General features: G+C 69.3%; 9 protein-coding genes and 3 tRNA genes. 4 read left to right on the top strand and 8 right to left on the bottom strand.

The genetic code is table 11. The features are described from left to right. Positions 1-45: 45 nt before the first annotated feature. Positions 46-1356, top strand: a complete 1311-nt coding sequence (locus OG254_RS16025; RefSeq protein WP_405582215.1) for an RNA polymerase sigma factor — start codon at positions 46-48, stop codon at positions 1354-1356. Between the two features lie 122 nt (positions 1357-1478). Here OG254_RS16025 and OG254_RS16020 read toward each other — a convergent pair whose 3' ends face one another. The 4 genes from OG254_RS16020 to OG254_RS16005 all read right to left on the bottom strand — a co-directional run bounded on the left by OG254_RS16020 (position 1479) and on the right by OG254_RS16005 (position 7229). Then, positions 1479-3407, bottom strand: a complete 1929-nt coding sequence (locus OG254_RS16020) for an ABC transporter ATP-binding protein (RefSeq protein WP_405582213.1) — start codon at positions 3405-3407, stop codon at positions 1479-1481. Further along, positions 3407-5140: an ABC transporter ATP-binding protein gene (locus tag OG254_RS16015; protein WP_405582211.1), complete on the bottom strand. Its 1734-nt coding sequence runs from the start codon at positions 5138-5140 to the stop codon at positions 3407-3409. The genes OG254_RS16020 and OG254_RS16015 overlap by 1 nt, the downstream gene beginning before the upstream one ends. 174 nt (positions 5141-5314) lie before the next feature. After that, positions 5315-6769, bottom strand: a complete 1455-nt coding sequence (locus OG254_RS16010) for an FGGY-family carbohydrate kinase (protein WP_405582209.1) — start codon at positions 6767-6769, stop codon at positions 5315-5317. A 151-nt stretch (positions 6770-6920) separates the two neighbouring features. Next, positions 6921-7229 carry a YtxH domain-containing protein gene (locus OG254_RS16005; RefSeq protein WP_351187982.1) on the bottom strand — a complete coding sequence of 103 codons (309 nt, stop codon included), beginning with the start codon at positions 7227-7229 and terminating at the stop codon, positions 6921-6923. A 159-nt stretch (positions 7230-7388) separates the two neighbouring features. Between OG254_RS16005 and OG254_RS16000 the strand changes: the two genes are divergently transcribed. The 3 genes from OG254_RS16000 (at position 7389) to OG254_RS15990 (ending at position 7795) form a co-directional block, all read left to right on the top strand. Then, positions 7389-7461, top strand: a tRNA-Asn gene (locus tag OG254_RS16000). 5 nt (positions 7462-7466) lie between these two features. After that, positions 7467-7539: transfer RNA gene (locus OG254_RS15995), tRNA-Asn, on the top strand. Positions 7540-7718: 179 nt separating this feature from the next. Then, a tRNA-Ile gene (locus tag OG254_RS15990) sits at positions 7719-7795 on the top strand. A gap of 67 nt (positions 7796-7862) precedes the next feature. Here the strand turns inward: OG254_RS15990 and OG254_RS15985 are convergent. The 4 genes from OG254_RS15985 to OG254_RS15970 form a co-directional block, all read right to left on the bottom strand. Next, positions 7863-8852 (bottom strand): zinc-dependent alcohol dehydrogenase family protein, encoded by a 990-nt coding sequence (locus OG254_RS15985; protein WP_405582207.1) that lies wholly within the window; start codon positions 8850-8852, stop codon positions 7863-7865. After that, the gene (locus tag OG254_RS15980; protein ID WP_405582204.1) at positions 8849-9736 is read right to left on the bottom strand and encodes a carbohydrate ABC transporter permease; all 888 of its coding nucleotides are present in this window, start codon (positions 9734-9736) and stop codon (positions 8849-8851) included. Before OG254_RS15980 ends, OG254_RS15985 begins: the two co-directional genes overlap by 4 nt. Further along, entirely contained in the window at positions 9733-10692 is a 960-nt protein-coding gene (locus OG254_RS15975; RefSeq protein WP_147999062.1) for a carbohydrate ABC transporter permease, read from the bottom strand. The genes OG254_RS15980 and OG254_RS15975 overlap by 4 nt, the downstream gene beginning before the upstream one ends. A gap of 93 nt (positions 10693-10785) precedes the next feature. Then, positions 10786-12141, bottom strand: a complete 1356-nt coding sequence (locus OG254_RS15970; protein WP_405582202.1) for an ABC transporter substrate-binding protein — start codon at positions 12139-12141, stop codon at positions 10786-10788. Positions 12142-12149: the final 8 nt, after the last annotated feature.

Raw genomic sequence — 12149 nt, 5'->3', positions numbered from 1 at the left:
ACGCCCCTCGTGGCGGCGATGTGTCGTACTCCACACTGGGTTCCGGTGCCTGAGTCCTCGGAGCGCGGCCGATCCGTTCCCCACGGGTCCCACACCCCCGCGGTTCCGCTCATCGCGTACGGGACGGACAGCGGCAAGGCCGCCGACTCCGCCCTTGAAGCAGCGCTGCCGTACGCCTCGGCAGCGATCATCCTGGAGGTCGCCCCCGTGCAGACCCAGACCCTCATTCAGACCGACACCGGTACGGACGGCGCGGAGCCGGACGCGGAGACCGACGTTCTCGTCGCGGTGCCGCCGCAGAGCCGTGTCGTGCACCACCCCGAGTCGGAGCCGGAGGCCCCGGCCGAGCCGGCGGAGCCCCCGGCCCAGGCGCTGGACGCCCCCGAGGCCGCCGAGCCGGTGGAAGCACCGCTGCCGGCCCGCAGTCGCGCCGCCGACAACAGCGGTCCCTCCTCCGACCTGTTCCGCCAGTACCTGCGGGAGATCGGCCGCATCTCCCTGCTCACCGCGGCCGAGGAGGTCGACCTCGCCCGCCGCGTCGAGGCCGGGCTGTTCGCCGAGGAGAAGCTCGGCAGCACCCCCGATCTGGACAGCCAGCTCGCCCTCGACCTGGACCGTCTGGTCGTGCTGGGCCGCATGGCCAAGCGCCGCCTCATCGAGGCGAATCTGCGGCTCGTGGTGTCCGTGGCCAAGCGGTACGTCGGCCGTGGGCTGACCATGCTCGACCTGGTCCAGGAGGGGAACCTCGGCCTGATCAGGGCGGTCGAGAAGTTCGACTACGCCCGCGGCTACAAGTTCTCCACGTACGCCACCTGGTGGATCCGCCAGGCCATGTCCCGCGCCCTCGCCGACCAGGCCCGCACCATCCGTGTGCCGGTCCATGTCGTCGAGCTGATCAACCGCGTCGTCCGGGTCCAGCGCCGCATGCTCCAGGAGCGCGGCTACGAACCGACGCCGGACGAGGTCGCCGCCCACCTCGACCTGGCGCCCGAGCGGGTCAGCGAGGTGCTGCGGCTGGCGCAGGAACCGGTGTCGCTGCACGCGCCCGTGGGCGAGGAGGACGATGTCGCCCTCGGTGACCTGATCGAGGACGGCGACGCGGCGTCGCCGGTCGAGTCGGCGGCGTTCCTGCTGCTCAGGGAGCACCTGGAGGCGGTGCTGTCGACTCTGGGCGAGCGCGAGCGCAAGGTCGTGCAACTCCGTTACGGGCTGGCGGACGGCCGCGCGCGCACGCTGGAGGAGATAGGCCGGATCTTCGGCGTGACGCGGGAACGCATCCGCCAGATCGAGTCGAAGACGCTGAACAAGCTGCGCGACCATGCGTTCGCGGACCAGCTGAGGGGCTATCTGGACTGATGCCGTCCGCGGGCCGGTGGGGGTTGATCGCGCAGTTCCCCGCGCCCCTGAAGAGGCGCGGGGCTGTATGAATATGCGGCTCCGCCGCGTGGGCGCGACCAGCCACGACGGACCCGCAGACGTCAGTCCACCTCGGCCACCGCCTGAGCGAACTGCGCCTTGTACAACCGCGCATACGCCCCGTCGGCCGCCAACAGCTCCCCGTGCGCACCCTGTTCCACGATCGAGCCGTTCTCCATGACGAGGATCGTGTCCGCGTCCCGGATGGTCGACAGCCGGTGCGCGATCACGAACGACGTACGCCCGTGCGCCAGCTTCGCCATCGCCTTCTGGATCAGAACCTCCGTACGGGTGTCGACCGAGGACGTCGCCTCGTCAAGGACCAGAATCACCGGGTCGGACAGGAACGCCCGCGCGATGGTGATCAGCTGCTTCTCGCCCGCGCTGACCCCCGACCCCTCGTCGTCGATCACCGTGTCGTACCCGTCGGGCAGAGTACGGATGAACCGATCGGCGTGGGCGGCCCGCGCGGCCTCCTCGATCTCACCCCGGGTGACTTCCCGGGAGGCGCCATACGCGATGTTCTCCGCGATCGTGCCGCCGAACAGCCAGGTGTCCTGCAGCACCATCCCGATCCCGGCCCGCAGCTCGTCCCGGGACATCCGGGAGATGTCGACGCCGTCGAGGGTGATGCGCCCGGACGACACGTCGTAGAACCGCATCAGCAGGTTGACCAGGGTCGTCTTGCCGGCCCCCGTCGGCCCGACGATCGCGACCGTGTGCCCGGGTTCCACCGCCAGCGACAGGTCCTCGATCAGCGGCTTCTCCGGGTCGTACCGGAAGGACACCTGCTCCAGCGCCACCCGGCCCCGCAGCTCCTCCGGCCGTACGCCCGGCACGGGATCCGCCTGCTGCTCCTCCGCGTCGAGGAGCTCGAAGACCCGCTCGGCCGAGGCGACACCCGACTGCACGAGGTTCGCCATCGACGCCACCTGCGTCAGCGGCATCGAGAACTGCCGCGAGTACTGAATGAACGCCTGCACGTCACCGATCGACAGCGAGCCCGAGGCGACCCGCAGACCGCCGACCACCGCGACCAGGACGTAGTTGATGTTCGACACGAAGAGCATCAGCGGCTGCATCACACCGCTGTTGAACTGCGCCTTGAAGCCCGCCTCGTACAGCGCGTCGTTCTGCTCGGCGAACTGCTTCGCCGACTCCTCCTGCCGCCCGAACACCTTCACCAGGGTGTGCCCGGTGTACATCTCCTCGACGTGCGCGTTGAGCTTGCCGGTCGTGCGCCACTGCTGCACGAAGTGCGGCTGCGAACGCTTGCCCACGCGCGTGGCGACGACGAACGACAGCGGCACGGTCACCAGCGCGACCAGCGCGAGCAGCCACGACACCCAGAACATCATCGCCAGCACACCGATGATGGTCAGCACCGAGTTGATGAGCTGCCCCATCGACTGCTGGAGCGTCTGCCCGATGTTGTCGATGTCGTTGGTCGCCCGGGAGAGCACCTCGCCGCGCCGGCTCTTGTCGAAGTACGACAGCGGCAGCCGCGACAGCTTCGTCTGCACGTCCTCGCGCATCCGGTACATCGTGCGGTTCACGGCCCGGTTCACCAGCCGCGTCGCCACCGCCATCAGCAGACCGGCGACGACGAACACGACCACCGCGAAGAGCAGTACGTTCCCCACCGCGCCGAAGTCGATGCCCTGGCCCGGCGTGAAGTCGGTGCTGCGCAGCATGTCGGCGATCTGGCCGTCGCCGCGCTCCCGCATGGCCGCCAGGACCTGCTCCTTGGTCATCCCGGACGCGAACTGCCGCCCGACGATGCCCGCGAAGACCAGGTCGGTGGCCTCACCGAGGATCTTCGGCCCGGCGACCGACAGCCCCACGCTCACGACCACGCAGAACAGCAGCACGTAGATCGTCAGCCGCTCGGGCTTGAACTGGGCGACGAGCCGCCTGCCCGACACCTTGAAGTCCAGCGAGCGCTGATCGGGACCGCCGCCGGCCATCATCCGTCCCATGGGCCCGGCCATCAGGCAGCCTCCGCTTCCGTCAGCTGGGAGAGCACGATCTCCCGGTACGTCTCGTTGTCCGCCATCAGCTCGTGGTGCCGGCCCGCGCCGACGACCCGGCCCTCGTCGAGCACGACGATCCGGTCCGCGTCCCGGATGGTCGCCACCCGCTGGGCGACGATCACGACGGTCGCCTCGGACGTCTCGCGCCCGAGCGCCGCACGCAGGGCGGCGTCGGTGGCGTAGTCGAGCGCCGAGAAGGAGTCGTCGAAGAGATAGATCTCCGGACGCTGGACCAGGGTGCGGGCGATCGCGAGCCGCTGGCGCTGACCGCCCGAGACGTTCGTCCCGCCCTGCGCGATGGGCGCGTCGAGCCCGCCCTCCAGCCGCGACACGAACTCCTTGGCCTGCGCCACCTCCAGCGCCTGCCACAGCTCCTCGTCCGTCGCGTCCGGATTGCCGTAGCGAAGGTTGGTCGCCACGGTCCCGGCGAACAGGTACGGCTTCTGCGGGACGAGCCCGACGGTCCTGGCCAGCACCTGGGGATCGATCGTCGCGACGTCCTCCCCGTCCACCAGCACCCGGCCGTCGGTCGCGTCGAACAGCCGGGGGACGAGCCCCAGCAGGGTCGACTTGCCGCTGCCGGTCGAGCCGATCACGGCCGTCGTCTCACCCGGCAGCGCGACCAGGTCGACCGCCTTCAGCACCGGCTCCTCGGCACCCGGATAGCGGAAGCCCGCGCCCTGGAGCTCCAGATGACCGTGCCTGCGCAGCTCCCGCACGGGCGCGACCGGCGGCACCACGCTGGAGGAGGTGTCCAGGACCTCCTGGATGCGCTCGGCGCACACCTCCGCGCGCGGCACCATCATGAACATGAAGGTGGCCATCATCACGGACATCACGATCTGCATCAGATAGGCGAGGAACGCGGTCAGGTCACCGATCTGCATCCCGCCGCTGTCGATGCGATGGGCGCCGAACCACACCACCGCGATCGACGACAGGTTCACCACCGTCATCACGATCGGGAACATCAGCGCGAGCAGATTGCCGGTGCCCATCGCCATCTCGGTGAGCCCCGTGTTGGCCTTGCCGAACCGGTGCTGCTCGTACTCGTCGCGCACGAACGCGCGGATCACCCGGTTGCCGGTGATCTGCTCGCGCAGCACCCGGTTCACCGTGTCCAGGCGCACCTGCATGGTCCGGAACAGCGGCCGCAGCCGCCGCACGATCAAGTACACGCTGATGCCCAGGGTGGGCACCACGGCCACCAGCACCGCGGACAGCGGCACGTCCAGACCGAGCGCCAGCACGATCCCGCCGACGCACATGATGGGCGCCGACACCATCAGCGTGAAGGTCATCAGCGCCAGCATCTGCACCTGCTGGACGTCGTTGGTCGTCCGGGTGATCAGCGAGGGCGCGCCGAAGTGGCCGACCTCACGTGCCGAGAACGACTGCACCCGGTCGAAGACGGCGGCCCGCACGTCCCGGCCCAGCGCCGAGGCGGTCCGGGCGCCGTAGTAGACGGCACCGATGTTGCACACGACCTGCGCCAGCGAGATGCCGACCATCAGGGCGCCGTAGCTGAGGATGTAGCCGGTGTCACCGGTGACGACACCCTGGTCGATGATGTCCGCGTTCAGCGTGGGCAGGTAGAGAGTGGCGCAGGTCTGCAGCAGCTGCAGCAGCACCAGCAAGGTGATGGGTTTTCGGTACGGACTGAGGTGGGTCCGCAGAAGTCGTATGAGCACGCTGCTTCTCTCGGAGTCGGCGATGGGGCCGCATTGGTTGCCCCTGGCCCCTATCGTCGAACACTCCAGCGGTGTTACCTCAACCGATTAACCCGTCAGCGCCGCCCTGTACGGCCTTCCGGGTCCGGTTCCTACCGGGCTCTTACCTTCCGGGAGATCCGGAGCGCCCGGTTCCTACGACCGGAACGCCCCGGGATGCGTCTGCTCGCGCACCGACACGAACTGCTGGCGCACCGCCTGGCCCACCGCCAGCTCCTCACCGGGATCCAGGACCTGCGCCGCCGCGCCCTGCCAGATCGGCGGGGTGCGCGGGTCGAGCGAGCCCTGCGACACCCCGAGCGCCCAGGCGGCCTGCCGGGCGGCGCCGATCGCCGCGTAGTCCGCGGGCTGCGGCACGACGACCTGCGTCCCGAACAGCGCGGGCGCCGCCGCCTGCACCGCGGACAGCTCGGCGACCGCCCCGAGCAGGAAGACCCGCCGCACGTCGACACCCCGGCCTCGCAGCACGTCGAGCGCGTCCGCGAGGCCGCACAGCATGCCCTCGAACGCGGCCCGCGCCAGGTGCTCCGGCTTCATCGACTCCCGCCGCAGCCCCGCCAGCGTGCCCGCGGTGTGCGGCAGGTTCGGCGTCCGCTCACCCTCCAGATAGGGCAGCAGCACCAGGCCGTGCGCGCCCGGCGTCGACTTCATCGCCAGGTCGGACAGGCCCTCCAGATCGGGCACACCGAGCAGTTCGGCGGCGCCGCGCAGGGTGCGTACGGCGTTGAGGGTGGTGACGACCGGGAGGTGCATGCCGGTCGCGTCGGCCAGGGAGGTGATCATCCCGGAGCTGTCGACGAGCGCCTCGGGGTGCACGGCCATCACGGAACCGGACGCGCCGAGCGACACGACGGCGTCGCCCAGCCCGATGCCGAGCCCGAAGGCGGCGGCCATGGTCTCGCCGGTCCCCGCGGAGATCAGCAGCCCCTCCGGCGTCGTACCGGCCGCCTCGGCCGGCCCGATCACCTCGGGCAGCATCGCCTGGTGGCCGAGCGCCAGCTCGACGAGATCGCCGCGGTAGGTGCCGGTCGCCGCCGACCAGTAGCCCGTGCCCGAGGCCCCGCCGCGGTCCGTGGTCCTTCTCACAGGGCGGCCGAGCAGCTGCCACACCAGCCAGTCGTGCGCCTGCATGAGGACGGCGGTGCGTACCGCGTTCTCCGGCTCGGTCTTGGCCAGCCAGCGCAGCTTGGTCACCGGCTGCGGGGCCTGCGGCACACACCCCACGGCCTGCGCCCACGCCTCGCGCCCGCCCAGCGCGTCGATCAGATCCGCCGCCGCGACCTGGGCGCGCTTGTCGCCGCCCACCATCGCGGGGCGCACGGTGTTGCCCTGCGCGTCGAGCGGCACCACCGCGTTCTGCTGCGCGGACACGCCGATGGCCTGCACACCTTCGAGCAGCCCGCCGGTGGCCGCCTCACCGAGTGAGAGCAGCCAGGCCTGCGGGTCGACGTCGGAGGGGCGCGCGCCGCCCTCCGGCGACTCCACCGGGTGCGGGGCGTACCCCTGCCTGAGCACGGCGCCTGTATCCGTGTCGCAGACGACGATGCGCGTGAAATCGGGCGAACTGTCCAACCCGGCGACTATCCCCATGGCCCAAATTGTGCCGTAGCGCTGCGCTTGCTTGGGCCGTGGGCGTCGTAGGGGTGCGTGTTTGATTTCGGGTGCGGGTCGTGGAGGGCTGGTCGCGCAGTGCCCCGCGCCCCTTTGCGGCGTTGCCGTGACCGGCGTCCAGGAGGTGCTGTCACGTGTTGCTCGTGCCCCAGTCGTCCTCCGCGCCTCCGTTGTGGGCGCTGCGCTCGCGGAGGCTGCGGACCCGTTGGGCCACCGTCTCGGGGACTCGGTCGCCCACCTTCTCGCTGACCGTGTGGTACGCCTTGCCCGCGAAGACACGGCCCTGTTGTGCCGCCGACTCCGCGGTGTTGCGCACCGCGGGGTTCTGGGAGATCTCCCGGGCGGTCTTCTTCAGCTGCTCGTAGCGCTCGCGTCCGGCGCGTGTGCCGAGGACGTAACCGACGGCGAGTCCGATGACGAACGTGAGCCGGTAGCGCATGGCTGCCACCCTTCCCTTGAGGTAGGTCCCTGGTGCGGCGTCGGTGCCGGAGGGAACCGATTGGCGGAGCACCCCCCTGCTTGCGCTAATGTATGTGTCGCAGCGAGCGCACGCCCCCTGGCGATTACCCAGGTAGGTACGTTCGATGCAACGAGGCATTCCTCCGTAGCTCAATTGGCAGAGCAGCCGGCTGTTAACCGGCAGGTTACTGGTTCGAGTCCAGTCGGGGGAGCTCGGTCCTCCGTAGCTCAATTGGCAGAGCAGCCGGCTGTTAACCGGCAGGTTACTGGTTCGAGTCCAGTCGGGGGAGCAGCTGAACAAGGACCCCCGTGGGGGTCCTTTTTCATGTCTGATCACCTGCCGCGGGAACCGTGCAGGTCGCGGCGGAGTCCTTCAGGGCATGCGAAGTCGACCATGCGAAGCAGGAGATCGTATGAGCGGCTATGCTGCGGCAGACGGCGCGCACACTTGTACGCGACACGCCGCTATGGGGCGGTAGCTCAGCCGGTTAGAGCAGCGGACTCATAATCCGTCGGCCGTGGGTTCGAGTCCCACCCGCCCCACCAAGAGCAGGTCAGAGAAACGTTCTGAACTGCGGAGTGTGCCGGGCACGCGGCCCCCGTCCGGTGCGGATCAGGGCACCACGACGATCTTTCGTCCCTGGCCGGATGCGAAACGCGCCAGTGCCTCCGGGTACTGAGTCAGCGGCATCCGGTGGCTGATGAACAGCTGCGGATCGAGCACCCCGGTGGCGAACAGTTCGGCCGCGCGTTCGTAGCTGTGCAGCACCGCCATGGAGCCGGTGATGGTGATTTCCTGGTTGTAGATGCGGTACGGCGAAATGGTGGCCGTCGTCGCGTAGTCGGAGACGCCGAACTGGAGGAAGGTTCCCGCCTTGGCGACCCGGTCCAGGCCGTCCTGGATGGCGGCGGCGTTGCCGGTCGCGTCGACGACCACGTCCCAGCCGGCGGGGCGGCTCAAGTCCTCCGCCGACAGTGCCGCCTGGGAACAGCCCAGCTTCTGGGCCGTCGCCAGCCGTTCCGCGTTGATGTCGACGACGTCCACCGAGGCGGCGCCGGTGCGTTTGGCCAGCTCCAGCATCATCAGGCCCATCGTCCCGCTGCCGTAGATCAGCACATGGGAGCCGAGCCGGCTGCTGAGTACGTCGTAGCCGCGCACCGCGCAGGACAGCGGCTCGATCAGTGCCGCGTCCTGGGTGTCCACGTGGTCGGGCAGCCGTACGCAGTTGGCGACGGGCGCGAGGGCGTACTCGGCGGCGCCGCCGGACCGGGTCACCCCGATCGCCTGCCACCGGTCGCACAGGTTGTTGCGTCCGGTCCGGCAGTAGCGGCACTCGTTGCAGTACAGCGAGGGGTCCACGGCGACCCGGTCGCCGAGGGCGAGTTCGGTGACCTCGCTGCCGAGGCCCACGACCTCGCCGGCGAACTCGTGGCCCGGCACGACCGGCAGGGTCGGGGCGAACTCGCCCTGGAGGATGTGCAGGTCGGTTCCGCACAGTCCGCAGGCCGCGACGTCGATCACGACCTCGCGCGGGCCGGGAGTGGGGTCGGGCACCGTGGTGACGGTGACCTTGCCGGGGGCTTCGATGACAGCGGCTTTCACTTGACTGCTCCTAGGGACAGGCCGCGGACCAGTTTGTCCTGGGCGGCGAAGCCTGCGATGAGGACCGGCAGGGAGACCAGCGTGGCGGCGGCGCAGAGCCGGGCGAGGAAGAGGCCCTCGCTGGTGATGAAGCCGACGAGGAAGACCGGCGCGGTGGACGCGTTCGTCGCGGTGAGGTTCACGGCGAACATGAACTCGTTCCAGCTGAAGATGAAGCAGATCAGGGAGGTGGCGGCCAGTCCCGGCATGGCGACCGGCGCCACGACCCGCCACAGCACGGTCAGCAGGCCCGCGCCGTCGACCTCGGCGGCCTCCAGGATCTCCTTGGGCACCTCGGCGAGGAACGAGCGCATCATCCAGACCGCGATCGGCAGGTTCATCGCGGTGTAGAGGACGATCAGCGTCCACACGTTGTCCAGCATCCCGGCGTCCTTGACGATCAGGTACACGGGCAGCAGGGCCGCGATGGCCGGCAGGAACTTGGTGGACAGGAAGAAGAACATCACGTCGGTCCACTTCTGGACCGGCTTGATGGACAGTGCGTAGGCCGCCGGCACCGCCAGCGCGAGCACCAGCACCGTCGAAATGACGCTCGCCATCGCCGAGTTGAGCAGGAACGGGGTGATGTCGCGGCTGAACAGCAGCTTGTACTGGTCGAGGGTGACCGGGGCGAGAGGGCTGGGTGGGTTGGTCGCCGCGTCCGCCTCCTGGTGGAAGGACGTGAGCACCATCCACGCCACCGGCGCGAAGAACGCCAGCGTCGCGAGCCAGGCCACGAAGGTCCACAGGGGTGACAGGCGTGGTGCACCGCCGTGGTCGTCGTGGCGGCGGATCAGCTTCTTGAGTCTCGCGCCGGGAGCGGCGGCTGCCGCGTGTGCGGTCATCGGGACACCTCCTCGCGGAACAGCGACGCGATGGTGCGCAGCGCGAAGGTCGCGATCACGATCGAGCCGAGTACGACGACCACGCCGGCGGCGGCCGCCTGGCCGTACTCGTACTTGCGGAACATGGTCAGGTAGATCTCGTAGGGCAGGTTGGTCGTCCGGGAGCCGGGGCCGCCCTGGGTGATGGTGTAGACCGCGTCGAAGGTCTGCACGACGTAGATCGTGCCGAGCAGGACGCCCAGCTCGATGTACTGGCGCAGGTGCGGCAGGGTGATGAAGCGGAAGGTCGCCATGGCCGACGCCCCGTCCATCCGGGCCGCCTCCAGGACGTCACCGGGCTGTGCCTGCAGACCGGCCAGGAGGATCAGCATCATGAACGGCGTCCACTGCCACACCAGCGAGATCACGACGGCGGGCATGGGGTACGTGGACACCCAGTCGATCGTGGGGCCGTTCTCCGCGCCGAAGAAGCGGTACACGGCGTTGAGGGTGCCGTTGAGCAGGCCGTAGTCGGGGTTGTAGATGGCGTGCTTCCAGAGCAGCGCCGCCGCGACCGGCATGACCAGGAACGGCGCGATGAGCATCGTCCGCGCCAGACCGCGGCCCAGGAACCGGCGGTCGAGCAGCATCGCCAGACCGAGGCCGAGGACCACGCTGATGAGCACCACCGACGCGGTGAGTACGACGGTGTTGAGCACCGCCGTGCGCAGCCGCTCGTCGGTGAAGACGAACCGGAAGTTGGACAGGCCGACGAAGTGCCGCTCGCCCGGCTTGAGGACGTTCCACTGGAGGGTGGAGATGACGAGCGTGGCCACGAAGGGCAGTTGGGTGACGACGATGGTGAAGACCAGCGCCGGCAGCAGCGGGATGCGGCGCCGCCACTTGCCGGCGCCCGCGGACGTGCGCCGGCGGCTGGGCGGTGGTGCTGTCTTGGGTGGAGCGGTGAGCGTGGTCATGGCTTTCCTCTGCCGGTGACGGCGGGGGTGGGGAGGGGGGCCCGGCCGGCGCCGAGGCCGGCCGGGCGGTGAAGGTCGCCGGTGGTCCGACGGTCACCGGTAGTTCTTGGCCACTTCCTCGGCGAGCTTCTGGCCGTCGTCGAGTGCCTTGTCCACGCCGCTCTTGCCGGCGATGGCGGCGGAGATCTCCTGGGTGACCTTGGTTCCCAGGTCCTGGAACTCGGGGACGGCCACGTACTGCACGCCCACGGTCGGCCTGGGCTGGAGGCCCGGGTTCGCCGGGTCGGCTCCCTCGATGGACTTCAGGGTGATGTCACCGAACGCCGCGGCCGCCTTCTGGTACTCCGGGATCTCGTAGGTGCTGGCCCGCTTGCCGGCCGGGACGCGCGACCAGCCGAGCTTCTCGCCGACGAGCTTCTCGTAGTCCTTGCCGGAGGCCCACAGCATGAACTTCGAGGCGGCGTCGGCCTTCTTCGTGGTCTTGGGCATGGCCCACGCCCAACTCCACAGCCAGCCGCTGCTCTTGGTCTCGACGGTCGGCGCGTACGCGTAGCCGACATGCCCGGCGATCTTGCTGGCGTTGGGGTCCTCAAGCGACCCGGCCGCACTGGTCGCGTCGTACCACATCGCGACCTTCTTCTGGCTCATGGCGTTCAGGCACTCGGTGAAGCCGGCCTGTGCCGCTCCCGCCTCGCCGTGCTTCCTGACCAGGTCGACGTAGAAGTTCGTCGCCTTCTTGAACGCCGGGCTGTTGACCTCGGCCTTCCAGTCCTTGGTGAACCAGGTGCCGCCGAAGGTGTTGACCACGGTCGTCAGGGACGCCCCGAGTTCGCCCCAGCCGGCCAGACCGCGCAGACAGATGCCTCGCATGCCGGGCTCGGCGCCGTCGACCTTGGCCGCGATGTCGGCTATCTGCTGCCAGGTGGGGTGTTCGGGCACCGTGACGCCCTTCGCCTCCATGACGTCCTTGTTGTACATGAGGAAGGAGGACTCGCCGTAGAACGGCAGGGCGTAGAGCTTGCCGTCCGAGCCGGACAAGGAGGTGACCATCGGCTTGAGCAGGTCGGCCTTGTCGAAGCTCGTGTCCTTGTCGGCGTAGGAGCTGAGTTCGTGCAGCCAGCCGTTCTTCTCCCAGATGGGTACCTCGTAGGCGCCGATGGTGGCGACGTCGTACTGGCCGGCCTGGGTGGCGACGTCCTGGGTCACCTTGTCGCGCAGCTCGTTCTCGGGAAGGATCGTGAAGTTCACCTTGATGCCGGTGTCCTTGGTGAAGGTGTCCTTCGTGAGCTTCGCGATGTCCTCCATCTGCGGATTGCCGACCATCAGCACGTTGATGCTCTGCCCGTCGCCGCCGGAGCCGCCGGAGCCCCCCGCCCCGCTGCAGGCGGCGAGCAGCGAGCCGGTGGCGGTGGCCGTGATGAGGATGTGGGTGATTCTTCGTGCGCGCATGACTGACT

This window comes from Streptomyces sp. NBC_01092, from assembly GCF_045039535.1.
Lineage (GTDB): Bacteria > Actinomycetota > Actinomycetes > Streptomycetales > Streptomycetaceae > Streptomyces.
This window is presented reverse-complemented; position numbering and strand designations above follow the sequence as displayed.

Coding starts and splice junctions, on each gene's coding strand:
- OG254_RS16005 (WP_351187982.1), bottom strand. CDS start 7,229: ATGCGCTACCGGCTCACGTTCGTCATCGGACTCGCCGTCGGTTACGTC.
- OG254_RS15970 (WP_405582202.1), bottom strand. CDS start 12,141: ATGCGCGCACGAAGAATCACCCACATCCTCATCACGGCCACCGCCACC.
- OG254_RS15975 (WP_147999062.1), bottom strand. CDS start 10,692: ATGACCACGCTCACCGCTCCACCCAAGACAGCACCACCGCCCAGCCGC.
- OG254_RS16010 (WP_405582209.1), bottom strand. CDS start 6,769: ATGGGGATAGTCGCCGGGTTGGACAGTTCGCCCGATTTCACGCGCATC.
- OG254_RS15980 (WP_405582204.1), bottom strand. CDS start 9,736: ATGACCGCACACGCGGCAGCCGCCGCTCCCGGCGCGAGACTCAAGAAG.
- OG254_RS16020 (WP_405582213.1), bottom strand. CDS start 3,407: ATGGCCGGGCCCATGGGACGGATGATGGCCGGCGGCGGTCCCGATCAG.